This is a genomic window from Nostocoides veronense, from assembly GCF_039531185.1.
GTDB classification, from domain to species: Bacteria; Actinomycetota; Actinomycetes; order Actinomycetales; family Dermatophilaceae; genus Nostocoides_A; species Nostocoides_A veronense.
Map to the genome: position 1 here is coordinate 17,943 of NZ_BAAAPO010000036.1, position 14,451 is coordinate 32,393.

Annotated in this window: 17 protein-coding genes, 1 pseudogene and 1 riboswitch; of the genes and pseudogenes, 12 read left to right on the plus strand and 6 right to left on the minus strand. The window is 68.4% G+C overall.

The features are described from left to right. Positions 1–73 precede the first annotated feature (73 nt). Positions 74–496, minus strand: a complete 423-nt coding sequence (locus ABD225_RS11230) for a hypothetical protein (protein WP_344085063.1) — start codon at positions 494–496, stop codon at positions 74–76. A 36-nt stretch (positions 497–532) separates the two neighbouring features. Between ABD225_RS11230 and ABD225_RS11235 the strand changes: the two genes are divergently transcribed. From ABD225_RS11235 to ABD225_RS11245, 3 genes are all read left to right on the plus strand, one after another. Further along, positions 533–1,480, plus strand: coding sequence for an aldose 1-epimerase family protein (locus tag ABD225_RS11235; RefSeq protein ID WP_344085066.1), 948 nt, complete (start codon positions 533–535; stop codon positions 1,478–1,480). A 108-nt stretch (positions 1,481–1,588) separates the two neighbouring features. Continuing rightward, a complete protein-coding gene (locus ABD225_RS11240; protein ID WP_344085069.1) occupies positions 1,589–1,984 on the plus strand; it encodes a cold-shock protein in 396 nt (131 codons plus the stop codon). Then, positions 1,984–2,730, plus strand: a complete 747-nt coding sequence (locus ABD225_RS11245; protein WP_344085072.1) for a DUF3027 domain-containing protein — start codon at positions 1,984–1,986, stop codon at positions 2,728–2,730. The genes ABD225_RS11240 and ABD225_RS11245 overlap by 1 nt, the downstream gene beginning before the upstream one ends. 20 nt (positions 2,731–2,750) lie before the next feature. Here the strand turns inward: ABD225_RS11245 and ABD225_RS11250 are convergent, their stop codons facing one another. Further along, positions 2,751–3,041: a DUF2530 domain-containing protein gene (locus tag ABD225_RS11250; protein ID WP_344085075.1), complete on the minus strand. Its 291-nt coding sequence runs from the start codon at positions 3,039–3,041 to the stop codon at positions 2,751–2,753. A gap of 92 nt (positions 3,042–3,133) precedes the next feature. Between ABD225_RS11250 and ABD225_RS11255 the strand changes: the two genes are divergently transcribed. The 3 genes from ABD225_RS11255 to ABD225_RS11265 all read left to right on the plus strand — a co-directional run bounded on the left by ABD225_RS11255 (position 3,134) and on the right by ABD225_RS11265 (position 6,451). Then, positions 3,134–4,630 (plus strand): NCS2 family permease, encoded by a 1,497-nt coding sequence (locus tag ABD225_RS11255; RefSeq protein WP_344085078.1) that lies wholly within the window; start codon positions 3,134–3,136, stop codon positions 4,628–4,630. A 100-nt stretch (positions 4,631–4,730) separates the two neighbouring features. Then, the gene (locus ABD225_RS11260) at positions 4,731–5,171 is read left to right on the plus strand and encodes a MarR family winged helix-turn-helix transcriptional regulator (protein WP_344085081.1); all 441 of its coding nucleotides are present in this window, start codon (positions 4,731–4,733) and stop codon (positions 5,169–5,171) included. Next, positions 5,168–6,451: an MFS transporter gene (locus ABD225_RS11265; protein WP_344085084.1), complete on the plus strand. Its 1,284-nt coding sequence runs from the start codon at positions 5,168–5,170 to the stop codon at positions 6,449–6,451. The genes ABD225_RS11260 and ABD225_RS11265 overlap by 4 nt, the downstream gene beginning before the upstream one ends. Positions 6,452–6,540: 89 nt before the next feature. On the opposite strand, the gene ABD225_RS11270 is transcribed toward ABD225_RS11265, so the two are convergent. The 3 genes from ABD225_RS11270 to ABD225_RS11280 all read right to left on the minus strand — a co-directional run bounded on the left by ABD225_RS11270 (position 6,541) and on the right by ABD225_RS11280 (position 9,136). Next, a complete protein-coding gene (locus tag ABD225_RS11270; protein WP_344085087.1) occupies positions 6,541–6,744 on the minus strand; it encodes a hypothetical protein in 204 nt (67 codons plus the stop codon). A gap of 70 nt (positions 6,745–6,814) precedes the next feature. Continuing rightward, complete coding sequence (serC, locus tag ABD225_RS11275) at positions 6,815–7,945, minus strand: phosphoserine transaminase (protein ID WP_344085090.1); 1,131 nt, start codon at positions 7,943–7,945, stop codon at positions 6,815–6,817. 87 nt (positions 7,946–8,032) lie between these two features. Continuing rightward, complete coding sequence (locus tag ABD225_RS11280) at positions 8,033–9,136, minus strand: citrate synthase 2 (protein ID WP_344085092.1); 1,104 nt, start codon at positions 9,134–9,136, stop codon at positions 8,033–8,035. 180 nt (positions 9,137–9,316) lie between these two features. Here ABD225_RS11280 and pdxH point away from each other — a divergent pair, with 180 nt between their 5' ends. From pdxH to ABD225_RS11300, 4 genes are all read left to right on the plus strand, one after another. Next, positions 9,317–10,003, plus strand: coding sequence for a pyridoxamine 5'-phosphate oxidase (gene pdxH / locus ABD225_RS11285; RefSeq protein ID WP_344085094.1), 687 nt, complete (start codon positions 9,317–9,319; stop codon positions 10,001–10,003). Between the two features lie 34 nt (positions 10,004–10,037). Continuing rightward, positions 10,038–11,276, plus strand: coding sequence for an MFS transporter (locus ABD225_RS11290; RefSeq protein WP_344085096.1), 1,239 nt, complete (start codon positions 10,038–10,040; stop codon positions 11,274–11,276). Next, positions 11,273–11,983 (plus strand): iron-dependent transcriptional repressor DtxR, encoded by a 711-nt coding sequence (locus ABD225_RS11295; RefSeq protein WP_344085099.1) that lies wholly within the window; start codon positions 11,273–11,275, stop codon positions 11,981–11,983. The genes ABD225_RS11290 and ABD225_RS11295 overlap by 4 nt, the downstream gene beginning before the upstream one ends. Before the next feature lie 162 nt (positions 11,984–12,145). Further along, positions 12,146–12,300, plus strand: a riboswitch (cyclic di-AMP (ydaO/yuaA leader). Between the two features lies 1 nt (position 12,301). Continuing rightward, positions 12,302–13,042 (plus strand): C40 family peptidase, encoded by a 741-nt coding sequence (locus tag ABD225_RS11300; RefSeq protein WP_344085102.1) that lies wholly within the window; start codon positions 12,302–12,304, stop codon positions 13,040–13,042. Between the two features lie 79 nt (positions 13,043–13,121). Here the strand turns inward: ABD225_RS11300 and ABD225_RS11305 are convergent, their stop codons facing one another. Continuing rightward, on the minus strand, positions 13,122–13,658 hold the full coding sequence (locus ABD225_RS11305; RefSeq protein ID WP_344085105.1) for an O-acetyl-ADP-ribose deacetylase: 537 nt from the start codon (positions 13,656–13,658) through the stop codon (positions 13,122–13,124). 18 nt (positions 13,659–13,676) lie between these two features. Here ABD225_RS11305 and ABD225_RS11310 point away from each other — a divergent pair, with 18 nt between their 5' ends. Both ABD225_RS11310 and ABD225_RS11315 read left to right on the plus strand, forming a co-directional pair. Continuing rightward, the gene (locus tag ABD225_RS11310) at positions 13,677–14,126 is read left to right on the plus strand and encodes a PH domain-containing protein (protein WP_344085108.1); all 450 of its coding nucleotides are present in this window, start codon (positions 13,677–13,679) and stop codon (positions 14,124–14,126) included. 187 nt (positions 14,127–14,313) lie between these two features. Further along, positions 14,314–14,451 (plus strand): annotated as a pseudogene (locus tag ABD225_RS11315) (IS256 family transposase); the annotation flags it as partial.

Below are 14,451 nucleotides of genomic sequence, written 5' to 3' on the forward strand. Positions count from 1 at the left end.
TATCGGGATGTGACGCAACTCCCCATCAGAGGGCGGTAGGCGCCCGGCGATACGTCTAGCGGCCGCAGAACGATCAGGAAAAAATGGCGCTGATCAGGCCAATCACGGCGGCCACGGCGAGGACGGCAAGCAGCAGCAGGCTCGCGAGGCCGGCCGCGAAGGCCCACCAACCGCGACGGGCCAGCCGGGCCGAACGCGCCGGATCGCCGCCCTGGGCTAGCGCCATGATCCCGAGGACGAGCGCGGGCGCCTGGGTCACGAGGAAGAACGGGAAGAGGCTGAACCCGGCGACGATGACCAGGGCGAGTGCCGAGCCGTTGACGCGCGGGCGGACGGCATAGGCGGCGGGGCCGACATACGCCGGGGTCGGGCCCGGGAAGGGGCGCGGCGCGGGGGCGTCCTGAACCCGGGAGCGCGGGACGCCGCCGGCGGGCACCTCGCGGATGCCGTGGTGGGCGCGGCCGCTCCGGCCGGAGGAATGAGGAACGCGTCGCATGTGATCAAGCCTAGGAAGCGGTGGAACGATGTGGTCATGGGAGAAACCCCGAAAGCACCCGGATTCGTTCCCAGCCCCACGGGCGCGCAGTGGCTGATCAGCCATGGCGACCAGCATGCGGTGATCGTCGAGGTCGGCGGCGGGCTGCGGTCGTATGCCGTGGGCGGCCACGATGTCGTCGCGGGCTATCCCGCCGATGCAGCCTGTGCGCACGGGCGCGGCCAGGTGCTCATGCCATGGCCGAACCGGCTGCGTGACGGCCGATATGTCGCCGATGGCGCACCGCAGCAACTGCCGATCACCGAGGTGGCGCGGCATAACGCGAGCCACGGGCTGGTGCGTTGGGCGTTGTGGGAACTGGTGCACCAAGACACCTCCAGCGTCGACGTGCGCTATCGGCTGCACCCGCAGCCCGGCTGGCCGTGGCATCTCGATCTGCGCCAGATCTATCGGCTCGGCACGGATGGCCTCACGGTGGCGGTCCGGGCGCACAATCCGTCCGCGACGCCGGCGCCCTTCGGCTTTGCCGCGCACCCGTATGCCGCCACGCACGGCGCCGGGGCGGACGAGGTGACCTTGACCATCCCGGCCGAGCGCTATGTCACGGTCGATCCGGAGCGGCTGCTGCCCACCGGGAGCGCGGAGGTGGCCGGCTCGGCATACGACTTCCGCGCGGAGCGGGTCTTGGGGGAGCCGACCCTGCTGGACACGGCATACACCGGCTTGGAGCGGGAGGCCGACGGGCGCTGGAGGGTGCGCGTCGCGGCGCCGGCGGGCACGACCGCGATCTGGGGCGGTCCGGGATTGGATTGGGTGCAGGTCTTCAGCGAGAAGGTGGCGCTGCCGGTCGAGGGAACCTATCCGCCCGGGGTCGCGGTCGAGCCGATGTCCTGCCCGGCGGATGCCTTCAATTCCGGCGAGGACCTGGTGTGGATCGCACCGGGCGGCAGTTGGAGCGCGGAATGGGGCATCGAGCGGGGCTGATTCGGATATCGGGTGTGGCGTCGGGCCCCGCACACGTTAGCCTTGGGTTAGCGGGCACGGATTCTGTCGTGCCCGTTTTCGAACGCTAACGCAACATCGAGGTGCACCGTGCCGACTGGCAAAGTCAAGTGGTATGACGCCGACAAGGGTTTCGGCTTCATCGACGCGGACGAGGGCGAGGACGTCTTCCTCCACGCCAACGCCCTGCCCGAGGGCACGACCACGATCAAGAACGGGACCCGTGTCGAGTACGGCATGGCGCAGGGCCGGCGCGGCGTTCAGGCGATGAATGTCACCGTCCTCGAGGCGCCTCCGAGCGTGCAGGCCAACCGCCGCGAGCGCGACCGCAAGCCCACCGAGGCCATGGTCGTCATCGTCGAGGACGTCATGCAATTGCTCGACGGCGTTTCCAACGACCTGCGCCGCGGGCACTATCCGGACAAGGCGAAGGCGACCAAGGCCGCGCAGGTGCTGCGCGCCGTCGCGGCGGACCTCGAGGCCTGATGTCGGCGGCGGTCAAGGCGGATCCGGCCCTCATCGGGGGCGTCCAGCTGGCGCTGGACGCGCTCGCCGAGAGCGCCGAACCGGGCAGTGTGGGCGACCACCTCGGCGCCACGATGGTGGCCGAACGCCTTGCGCTGCACTCGTTCGCCTGCACCGCCTCGGCATATCCCGGCTGGGTCTGGACGGTTTCGCTCGCCCGCGCGCCGCGCAGCAAGACGGTGACGGTCTGTGAGACCGCGCTGCTGCCGGGTGCCGACGCGCTGCAGGCTCCGGCGTGGCTGCCCTATGCCGATCGGCTCGCCCCCGGCGATGTCGGCCCGGGCGATGTGACGCCCTATGTCGAGGACGATCCGCTGCTGGTCGCGGGCTTCGAGGCGACGGGCGATGAGGATGTCGACGCGACCGCGCTGTGGGAACTCGGCCTCGGCCGTGCCCGCGTCCTGTCCTCGCAGGGGCGGGCTGAGGCCGCGCAGCGGTGGTATGACGGGGACCACGGTCCCGGCGCCGCCGTGGCGGTGAAGGCGCCCGCTCCGTGCGCGAGTTGCGGCTTCTTCGTGCCGATCACGGGCGCGCTGCGCTCGGTCTTCGGCCTGTGCGCCAACGAGTGGTCGCCCTCGGACGGCACGGTGGTCAGCATCGACCACGGCTGCGGGGCGCACAGCGAGGTCGATATCGATCGCCGCGACGCCGAACGCGTGCCCGAACCGATCGTCGACGACTTCACGGTCGAGTCCGTTCGCCTCTGACGGGTGTCCGGGGGCGCCGCTTAGTAGTGGCTCTGCGGGTCTGCGGCCTGGGGCACCGGATGGGCGTCGGCGGCATTCCCGCGGCCGCGACGGACATACAAATAGCCGATGAGGCCGAGCCCGATCCCCGCGACGCAGGCCCACGGCCACCAGTGGCGGTCCCCGCGGTGCAGCGCGGGGATGATCAAGGTGAGCACCAGCGCCACCGCCCAGACGCCCATCCCGGCCAGCACGATGCGATCCATCCGGAAGTTCACCGGCTCGGGCGCGCGCGGCGCGGGGATGCCATTGTCGCGGCGCAGGGTGCTCACGGCGTCGAGCCTAACCCGTCTGCGCTGGGCGGCATACGGACCGGGCCGCGCCGTGTTCTGGCCGGTCGTCGCGGTGTCCTAGGGTTTGCGCCATGGCGAATAGCGCGCGGGCGACGGCCCGTCAAACCCCCCAACCGCCCGCCGGCGGACTCGACGGATTCTTCTCCATCACGGCCCGCGGATCCACCATCTCGCGCGAGATCCGCGGCGGCCTCGCGACCTTCTTCACGATGGCCTACATCGTCGTGCTCAACCCGCTCATCATCGGCACCCAAGCTGACTCCACGGGTGGCTTCCTCGGCGGCGGCGCCGCGCCCAATCTGCCGATGGTTGCCGCCACGACGGCCCTGGTCGCCGGCGTCATGACGATCCTGATGGGCGTCGTCGCGAACTTCCCGCTCGCGATGGCGACGGGTCTGGGGCTGAACGCCTTCGTGACCTTCGGCGTGGCCAAGCTGCCGGAGATGACCTGGGCTGATGCGATGGGCCTGGTGGTGCTCGAGGGCATCATCATCACCATCCTCGTGCTGACCGGTTTCCGGACGGCCGTCTTCCACGCCGTGCCGGCACAACTGAAGACGGCGATCTCCGTCGGCATCGGCCTGTTCATCGCGATCATCGGCTTCGTTGATGCCGGCTTCGTGCGCAAGTCCGCCGGCGGCCCGCTCGGCGAACTTGGTGTCGGCGGCTTCCTCGCGGGCTGGCCGCTGTTGGTCTTCGTGCTCGGCCTGTTCATCACTGTCACGCTCATGGTGCGCAAGGTGCGCGGCGCCATCCTCTACGGCATCCTCAGCGCGACCCTGCTGGCGATCATCGTCGAAGCCGTCGGCAAGATCGGCAGCCAGCACAATGACAAGGGCGAACTGGTCAATCCGACCGGCTGGGGCCTGAATGTGCCGAAGCTGCCGAGTTCGGTCGCCCGCACCCCGGACTTCTCCTTGCTCGGGGATTTCAACCTGCTCGGGTCGTTCAAGGCCATCGGGGTCGTCTCCGCTGTGCTGCTGATCTTCACCCTGCTGCTCGCTGACTTCTTCGACACGATGGGCACGATGGTGGCGATCGGCGCCGAGGCGGAGCTGAACGACGAGGAAGGCACGCCTCCGCATTCCGAGCGCATTCTGTTGGTCGACTCGGTCGGGGCGATGGCTGGTGGCGCCGCGTCGGTGTCGTCCAATACTTCCTATATCGAATCGGCCTCCGGCGTCGGCGAGGGGGCGCGCACGGGCTTGGCCTCTGTGGTCACCGGGCTGCTCTTCCTCATCGCGACTTTCCTGTCCCCGCTCGTGGAGGTTGTCCCCTATGAGGCGGCGACTCCCGCGCTCGTGGTCGTCGGCTTCTTGATGATGCAGCAGGTCAAGGACATCGACTGGGACGACATCGAGATCGCGCTGCCGGCCTTTTTGACGATCATCTTGATGCCCTTCACCTATTCGATCGCGGTCGGCATCGGCGCCGGCTTCGTCGTCTATGTCCTGATCAAGATCATCAAGGGCAAGGCCGCCCAGGTGCACCCCCTGATGTGGATCACTGCGGCGCTCTTCGTGCTGTACTTCGCCATCGACCCGGTCAAGTCGGTCCTCGGCGTCTGACCCGAACATCTGCCGCAGGGCGCACCGGATCGCTCCGGTGCGCCCTTCTGCATGCTGGACAGGAATTAGTTAGCAAGACTAATGAGTTAAGCTAACCATCATGTCCGCTACTCCTCCCGCCGAGCTTGCAGAGGTCGCCGACGTCGCGGCCCGCCTGCGGCTGGCGTGTATGCGGATCGCTCGCCGCATCAAGTACGAAAACCCCGAAGCCCTTGCGCCGCATCTGTATTCAGTGCTCGTTCACATCGAGGCTGGCATCGCGACGCCAGGCGCGCTGGCCGAGGCCGAGAAGGTTGCCGCCCCGAGCATGACACGCACCGTCGCCGCGCTCGTGGAGGAGGGGTATGTCGTGCGGGCACCCGATCCTGACGACGGCCGGTGCGTCCGGCTCACCCTCACGCCGGCGGCGCTGGAGGTGTTGGCGAGCACCCGGGCGTCTCGGGATGCCTGGATGGCGCGCCGGGTCGGCGAGCTCACGGCATACGAGCAAGGCGTGCTGCGGGAGGCGACGGCGATCCTTGAGGCGCTGAACGCCACATGAGCCCCACCTTTGCCTCCCTGTCGGTGCGCAATTACCGCATCTGGTTCGCCGGCGCGCTGATCTCCAATATCGGCACCTGGATGGCGCGGGTGGCGCAGGACTGGCTGGTCCTGACCGAACTGACGGACCACTCCGCCAGCGCGCTCGGCATCGTGACCGGCCTGCAGTTCCTCCCCTTCTTGCTGTTGGCGCCGCTGGCCGGTGCCGCGGTCGATCGTCTGGCGAAGCGGTCGCTGTTGCTGGTCACGCAGAGTGCCCTGGGGTTGGTGTCGCTCGTGACGGGCCTGCTCGTCGTGGCGGGTGTCGCGCAGCTGTGGCAGGTCTATGCGCTCGCGCTACTGCAAGGAATGGCGACCGCTGTCGACAATCCGGCGCGGCAGGCCTTTGTATCCGAGATGGTGCCCGGCGAGCGGCTGGCCAATGCCGTGGCGCTCAATTCGGCATCCTTCAATGCCGGCCGCCTGATCGGGCCGGCCGTCGCGGGTCTCGTCATCGCCGCGTGGGGCACGGGAATTGCCTTGCTGCTCAACGCGATCACCTTCGTCGCCGTGCTCGGGTCGCTGATTGCTTTGGACGTCACGGCGCTCTCGCCCGCACCTCGGGTGCGCGGCCGCGGCTCGATTGTGGAGGGCTTGAGGTATGTCCGCGGCCGCCCGGATCTGCAACTCGTCATGGGCTTGGTCTTCGTGCTCGGCACCTTCGGGATGAACTTCCAGATCACGATGGCACTGATGGCAACCCAGGTGTTCGGCAAGGGGCCGACGGAGTTTGGTCTGCTCGGCTCGATCATGGCGGTCGGCTCTCTGTCTGCGGCCCTTCTCTCGGCCCGGCGCGCCAACCCGCGCCTTCGGCATTTGCTCGTGGCGCTCGTCGCGTTCACCGCCTCCGCGGCCCTCGCCGCGCTCGCGCCGACGTATCCGCTCTTCGCGCTGGCCCTCGTGCCCGTCGGCTTGGCCGCTCTGACCGCACTGACGACGGCCAATGCCATGGTGCAATTGCGGGTTGCCCCGGCGATGCGCGGGCGCGTGATGGCGCTGTATTTGGCGATCTTCATGGGCGGCACGCCCTTCGGAGCGCCCGTGATCGGCTGGATCGGCGACACCTTCGGCGCGCGCTGGACGATCGGCATCGGACCGGTCGCCCTGCTCATCGCGCTGGGGATGGTCGCCTTCTATCTCGCGCGGCACGACAATATGCGGGTGAGCTTCGCCCCGCACCAACGTCCCTACCTGCGCATCACCGCTGGCACCGAGGTCATCATGCCCGAGGCCGCCCGATGACCCCGCGCTTCCGCCGCTATGCCACCTGGTTCGTCCTGGTCGTGATGATCGCCTTCACGATCCTCGCTGCCCTGTCGTAGGCACGATTTCTAGAGGCCGATGGCGTCGGCGTCATGAGCCAGCAGGGCGGCATACAGCTGATCAGCGGGCTCGAAGGTGCCGACGAACTGCCCTCCGAGTTCCATCGTGATCAGGCCGATGGCGCGGGCAAAAGCACCGGTGGCGTGCAGCGCTGAGGCCGGTGTGGTTGCAATCTCGAGTGCCTCACCCCGGCTCCCGTACGCGTCATTCATGGACTGACGCTCGCCGCCGGGCTCGTGCTCCTCGCTGTGGCTCCGGACCGAGGGCCCGAGCCGAATCAACTCAAAGCCGGTCGAGGATGAAGTCGATCGAGCCGGTGAGGCGGGAGATGTCGTCGGGGTCGACCGCGGGGAACATCGCCACGCGCAACTGATTGCGGCCCAGCTTGCGATAGGGCTCGGTGTCGACAATTCCGTTGGTGCGCAAGACCTTGGCGATCGCTGCGGCGTCGATGGCCTCGTCGAAGTCGATCGTGCCAACGACCTGGCTGCGGGCGGCCGGGTCGGTGACGAAGGGTGTCGCCACGGGGGAGGCGTCCGCCCAGGCATACAGCCGCGAGGACGAATCGGCAGTGCGGCTGGTGGTGAACGCGAGGCCGCCGTTGTTGTTCATCCAGCGCAACTGCTCGGCCATCATCGCCAGCGTCGCGACGGCGGGGGTGTTGTAGGTCTGATCCTTGCGCGAGTTATCGATCGCGGTCGGCAGCGAATAGAAGTCAGGCACCCATCGACCGCTCGCGGTGATCTCGTCGACACGGGCCAGGGCGGCGGGGGAGAAGATCGCCAGCCACAGGCCACCATCGGAGGCGAAGCACTTCTGCGGGGCGAAGTAGTAGACATCGCTCTGGGTGATGTCGACGGGCAGGCCGCCCGCGCCGGAGGTCGCGTCGATGAGGACCAGCGCGTCATCGTCGGCGCCGTCGACACGGGTGATGTCTGCCATCACGCCGGTCGAGGTCTCGTTGTGGGGCCAGGCGTAGACATCCACGCCAGCTTCGGCATATGCCGTGCTCCGGCTCCCCGGGTCGGCTTTGACGATCGTGGGCTCGCCAAGGAAGGGGGCGCCCTTGGTCACGGAGGCGAACTTCGCGGAGAACTCGCCGAACGCCAGATGCTGCGCGCGGTCGCGGACCAGGCCGAAGGCGGCGATATCCCAAAAAGCCGTCGAGCCCCCGTTGCCCAGGACGACTTCATACCCCTCGGGCAACTGGAAGAGCTCACTCAGGCCCTCGCGGACCGCCTTGACGAGATTCTTGACCGGCGCTTGCCGGTGTGAGGTGCCGAGAACGGTCGTGCCGAGGGCGGAGAGCGCGGCGACCTGCTCCGGGCGGACCTTGGAGGGGCCGCAGCCGAACCGGCCGTCGGCCGGCAGCAGATCGTCGGGAAGTTTGAGGTCGGTGAGCGATGCAGTCACGCACTCCATACAAGCAAAGACACCCCGCCGCGCGGCGGGGTGTCCAGCATCGGGTCGCTCACACTCGCTACCCGCCGTCGAGAGAACTCAGACGAGCGGGCGGAAGCCCTTGACGTCCTCGAGCGGGCGGGGGCCGGGGCCGACATACTTCGAGCTCGGGCGGATCAGGCGGCCGGTCTTCTTCTGCTCCAGGATGTGCGCGGCCCAGCCGGCGGTGCGGGCGGAGACGAAGAGCGGAGTCATCATTTCGCCGGGGACCTCGGCGAAGTCGAGCAGCACGGCCGCCCAGTAGTCGACATTGGTCTCCATCTTGCGCTCCGGGTAGCGCTCGGCGAGCGCGGCGATGGCGGCCTTCTCGAGGGCGGCCGCGACTTCGTAGCGCGGGGCGCCGAGGCGCTTGCAGGTGTCGCGCAGGACAGCGGCACGCGGGTCGTAGGCGCGATAAACGCGGTGCCCGAAGCCCATCAGCCGCTCGCCACGGTTCAGGACGTCGGCAACATACTGCTCGGCATTGCCGGTGCGCTCGACCCCCTCGATCATGTGCTGGGCCCGGCTCGGGGCACCGCCGTGAAGCGGACCCGAGAGGGCGCCGATGGCCCCCGAAAGACACGCCGCGACATCGGCGCCGGTCGAGGCGATGACCCGCGCCGTGAAGGTGGAGGCATTCATGCCGTGCTCGGCAGCCGAGATGAAGTAGGCGTCGATCGCCTCGACGTGCTTGGGGTCGGGCTCGCCGCGCCAGCGGATCATGAAGCGCTCGACGATCGTCTTGCCCTCATCGACGCGGCGCTGCGGCACCATCGGGGACCCCTGGCCGTGCGCGGACTGCGCGATGAACGAGAGCGTCATGACGGAGGCCCGGGCGAGATTGTCACGAGCTTCGGCGGCATCGATGTCCAGCAGCGGCCGGAAACCCCACACGGGGGCGAGCTGGGCGAGCGCGGACTGGGCGTCGACGCGGATGTCTCCGGTGTGTACCGGCAGCGGGAAGGGCTCGGCGGGCGGCAGGCCCGGATCCATCTCATTGTCGACCAGCAGACCCCACACCTGGCCGAAGCTGACACGACCGACGAGTTCCTTGATGTCGACGCCGCGATAACGCAGCGCGCCGCCTTCCTTGTCCGGCTCGGCGATCTGCGATTCGAACGCGATAACGCCTTCCAGGCCGTGCTTGACGTCGCTGTCACTCATGGAGTTGCCCCATTCCTGCCGGTGGTGTCGGTGGACACTGTCACGGATCGGTGTCGTCAGGGGTGCCCGTGTGTGGGCCCCACTGCCGACATTCGGGTGACAGCCTAAATCAGGTTGGCGCCTGGCTCGGACGGTGGTCCGTCGCGTGGGGTTGTCGGAACGAAGACATAACCTGCCGGGATGACCGAATCGCTCGCCCCGCGCACTGACTATTCCGGCGATGGCCTCGATGAGCGTGACCTAGCCGCTACGCCCTTTCGGCAGGCCGACCGATGGATTCGCGAGGCCGTCGAGCGGGCGAGCACGGGAGCCGACGTGCCCGAGCCGACAGCCTTGTCGCTCGCCACGGTCGATGAGTTGGGCGTTCCGGATGTCCGCACCGTGCTCATGCGCTTCTTCGAACCGGAGGGTCTGGGCTTTGTCACCTCCTTGTCGTCGACCAAGAGCCGGCAGTTGGTCAGTAATCCGTCGGTCGCTGCCTCGCTCACCTGGCCCTCGATGTTCCGGGCGATCCGGGTGCGCGGGCGGGCTGAGCGGCTGGCGGATGAGCAGGTGTCCGCCTACTTCGCGAGCCGGCCGTGGGGGTCGCGCATCTCGGCCTGGACCTCCGATCAGTCCGCGCCGATCGGTTCGCGGGCCGACTTGGAGGCGAGGTATGCCGAGTTCGCCGCCCGCTATCCCGACACCGGTTCTCCTGCGGACGTGCCCCGCCCGCCGGGCTGGGGTGGCTGGCGCATCGTGCCGCACGAGGTCGAGTTCTGGGGCGGTCGGCGCTCGCGGCTGCACGACCGGCTGGTCTTCTCCAAGATCGCGCCGGGCACCCTGGACGATGAGCAGGCGTGGTCGGTGAGCCGCCGGCAGCCGTGACAGGCGGCCCGCCGGTGCCCAAGCGGGGGCTGAGGTGAGCGGGCCCGCGGGGGTGGGCGGTCCGCATACGACAGCGGGGGAGTTTCGCCTGCGGTCCGTCGCGATCAGCGCCTATGGACCGACAGTCCTGGAGGCGATGGGGTATGGCGCGGCGATCCCGATTGTGCCCTTGCTCGCCCGCGAGCTCGGCGCGAGCGTCGGTCAGGCGGCGCTCGTCGGCGCTCTGCTGGGTGTGGGGCAGGTGACGACCTCGCTGCCCGCGGGGGCGTTGATCAGCCGAGTCGGCGAGCGCCGGGCCATGGTTGCCGCGTCCGCAGTTGGCGCAGCGGTCGCTCTGCTCGGTGCGTGGTCGCCGCACCTGATCGTGTTGGCTGCGGCGACCCTCATCACGGGTATGACGTGGAGCGTCTTCTTGTTGGCCCGGCAGGGCTTCATGATCGACGCCGTCCCATCTCACCTGCGTGCTCGGGCCTTGTCGAGCCTCGGTGGCAGTCACCGGGTCGGGATGTTTTTGGGGCCACTGCTCGCGGTGCCGCTGATCTCTACCTTCGGCCCGCGGGTGGCCTTCATCTTCAGTGCGGTGATGTCCATCTTGGCGTTGGGACTGGTGCTCCAAGTCGAGGACCTCGGCGTGGACGAACGCCGAGCGGGGCTGGCCGACCCGGCCAGCGTCCGCGCGGTGCTGTGGGGGCATCGGCATACGCTCGCCACCCTGGGACTCGGGGTCACCGCAATCAACGGGCTGCGCGCCCTGCGGATGAGCATCGTGCCGCTGTGGGGCGACCATGTCGGACTCAGCGCGGCCCAGATCTCGCTGATCTTCGCCGTGAGTTCGCTCGTCGAGATCGGCCTGTTCTATCCGGCCGGCGCGGTCATGGACCGCCTCGGCCGGGCGTGGGTGGCGGTCCCCACGGCCGTCCTGCTCGGGCTCGGCCTGGTGCTGCTGCCGCTGACGCACGATTTCGGGCAGGTGCTGGCGGTCACCGTGCTCATGGCGGTCGGTAACGGACTCGGATCCGGCATCGTCATCACGCTCGGTGCGGACACGGCCCCCAGGATCCATCGCGCCAAGTACCTCGGCGGGTGGCGCCTGTTCGGCGATATCGGGATGTCTGGTGGCCCGTTGACGGCCGGCGGTCTCATCGCGATCGTCGGGCTCGCACCGGCAATTGTCGTGGTCGGGGCTGCCGGCATGGTGGCGTCCGGCTGGATCGGTTGGTGGGTCGCCGCCTTGGACCGCTCGCGCCGGGTCAATGAGAGGATGCCCGGGTGAGTGACCTGATCGACACCACGGAGATGTACCTCAAGACGATTTTTGAACTCGACGAAGAGGGCATCACGCCGCTGCGTGCCCGCATCGCCGAGCGTCTGGGGCATTCCGGGCCGACCGTTTCGCAGACGGTCGCTCGGATGGAGCGCGACGGTCTGGTGTCCTTGGCCGGGGACCGGCATCTGGAGTTCACCGACCACGGGCGCGTCCTCGCGACGCGGGTGATGCGCAAGCACCGGTTGGCGGAGCGCCTGCTTGTCGATGTCATCGGCCTGGAGTGGGAGTACGTCCACGACGAGGCCTGCCGCTGGGAGCATGTGATGTCCGAACGCGTCGAGCGGCGCATCCTGGACATGCTCGGCGGTGATTACACCTCGCCCTATGGCAATCCCATTCCGGGTCTCGACGAACTTCTCGGCGAGGGTGCCACGTCCGAGAGTTTCCGCGCCGGCCTGGTGACCCTGTCCGATATCGCCAGCGACGATCCGTGCCGGGTGGTGGTGCGCCGCATCGGTGAACCGGTTCAGGTCGATCACGAGGCCCTTCAGTTGCTCACCGAGAGCGGTGTGGTGCCGGGTCGCAAGGCCGATGTCCACCGGGCGGACGGTCGAGTCATTGCGGTGGGGGCGGGCCGGCCCCTCACCGATGGCGTCTCATTGCCGCCCGAGATCGCCGATCACGTCTTCGTCGCGGCGGGTGTCACTCCCTGACGATTCCGCTGGTCGGCCAGGCGATGTCGCCCATTCGTCGCCCCGCCGTGACCCGAATGTGACATTTTCGGGGAACTTCGCTACCGTCGTGCGGGTGTCCACGCCTTACGTGGACACCGGCAGCCTGGGTCGCCGAGTCCTACCCCCGGGCGACGCTGGACCACTCGCACACCGCTTGGTAGGAGCGGGGGACCCACTTGTGGGCGCGACCTTGGCGTCGCGTCCTTGGGGTGAAGCCGGAGCCTAGGAGCGACGGCCGGGCAGCAGACTCTCGCCCGAACCCGACAGCTCACCTCGTAGGCGTCGAGAGGTCACTTCGTGTCTTTGTCGTCTTCGCGCGCTGCTGCTCGCCGCCCCGAATCTCTTGTGCGCACCGGCGCCGTGCTGGCCGCCGCCGGTGGCTTGGTCACCGCTTTCGGTCTCCCGGTCGCCCAGGCCGCGCCCATCGCGCCGGTCGTGACCGTGCCCGCCGCCAAGACGGCGACGGCCCCCACTCTGACCGCCCCGGCTGCCGTCGGTCCCGTCAAGGCCTCCTATGGCGTCATAGGCGTCAAGGCCGTTGCCAAGCCGAAGCCCAAGCCCAAGCCGGTCGTCGTCGCGACCACCGCGACGGATCTGGTTGCCTCGCGCACCGCTCAGGCGCCGGCCAGCCGGTCCACCACGCGCGCCTCGGTGCCGGCAGCCACCACCCCCGCGCCAACGCCCGCCCCGCAGCCGTCCATCCCGGCGCACGGCGGTGTCCTGGCGATCGCCGCCGCGCTCTCCGGCATCCCCTATGTGTATGGCGGCTCGACCCCGGCCGGCTTCGACTGCTCGGGCTTCACGATGTACATCTTCGCCAAGGTCGGCATCTCGCTGCCGCGCACCGCAGCCGCCCAGCAGGCCGCTGCCACCCCGGTCAGCAACCCCCAGCCGGGTGACCTGGTCTTCTTCGGCTACCCCGCCTACCACGTGGGCATCTACGCCGGCAACGGCATGATGTATGACAGCCCCCGCACCGGCCTGTCCTCCGGCCTGCGAGCGATTTGGTCCTCCAGCGCCACCTACGGTCGCCCCTGAGGTATTCGCTTACACGAAACGCCGGGCCAGCCCATGGGTGGCCCGGCGTTTTGCTGTCCCCGCTGCGAGCCTGGTCGGATTAGCGCCCCAGGTGGGTGAGCTTGGCCTGCGACCAGATCGCGGCCGCGTCCTTGCTGAAGAGCACAAAACGGATCCGATCGATCCCGCCGCGTTCGCGTTGCTCGGCCAGCGCCGCCCGGATCGCCAGGTCGGCGACGGTTTCGTGGTCCCAGCCATAGACCCCAGCGCCGATGGCGGGGATCGCGATGCTGCGGGCTGACAGGCTGCGGGCCAGGTGCAGACTATTGCTGAAACAGCGGGCAAGATCCTGCGGATCTGTCTGTCCCGCATGGCGATTCGGGCCAACCGTATGGACGATCCACTTCACCTTCTTGATCTCATAGGCGCCGGTGGCGATGGCGTCGCCCGGCGGCAGCCCGTCGGGCAATGTCGAGGACCGCAGGTCTCGGCACTCCGCGAGCAGTTCCGGTCCGGCCGCGCGGTGAATCGCACCATCTACGCCGCCTCCGCCGAGTAGCGAGGAATTGGCGGCATTGACGATGACATCGACCTTCTCCCGGGTGATGTCGCCTTCGACGATCTCGATCTTGCCCATGGCCCCACCGTATGCCGCATGGCAGGCTGGGCGCCGACAGCGCTCCCGGGCTTCGTGCCCCGGGGCGGGCGGACGACATACGAGGAGGTCGGCTCGGTGGCCGAGGAGATCTACTACGACAAGAAGGACCAACTCCAGGTGGTCCAGAACTCGTTGCTGCCGGACGAGACCGTCTTCGCGGTCTATGACGGCAAAGATGTTGGCACTGGCTTCATCGGCCTGACGGACCGTCGAGTCATCTTGCAGGACAACAGTTTTGCCGGCGGTCGGGTGGCGGTGACTTCGATTCCCTACTCGAAGATTGTCGCCGTGTCCTATGCCTCAAATGCCTCCGTCTTCGGTCGCTTCACCGAGGAGACGACGGTCGCGATCCACACCTCACATGGCACCTACGAGGTGCTTCTGCGCGGCTCCGAGAAGGCCAAGCACACCCACGACGTGATCCTGCATTACGTCGTCCACTCCTGAGCTGGCTCTAGTAATTCCAGCGGTAGGGCGGAAGGCTCAGCGGCCTTTCGTTGGGAGCAATGATCAGAACCTGTGGATGGCCTTCGGCGGGGTGGCGTGAGGGAGCGCACCTTCCCGAGGAAGATCTGAAGTCCTAGTAGCTCTGATCAGGACCGGCGTTGGCGCGCTGGTTCGGGAAGGTGCGCTCATGCTCACCGTAGTAGACCAAGACCCGCGATCCAACCAGCACGCTCCGGTAGCGGTTGGCGGGGACATGTTGGACGAGCTGGCCCGCGAAGGGGCCCGGGCGATGCTCGCGGCGGCGTTGCAGGCCGAGGTCGCCGCC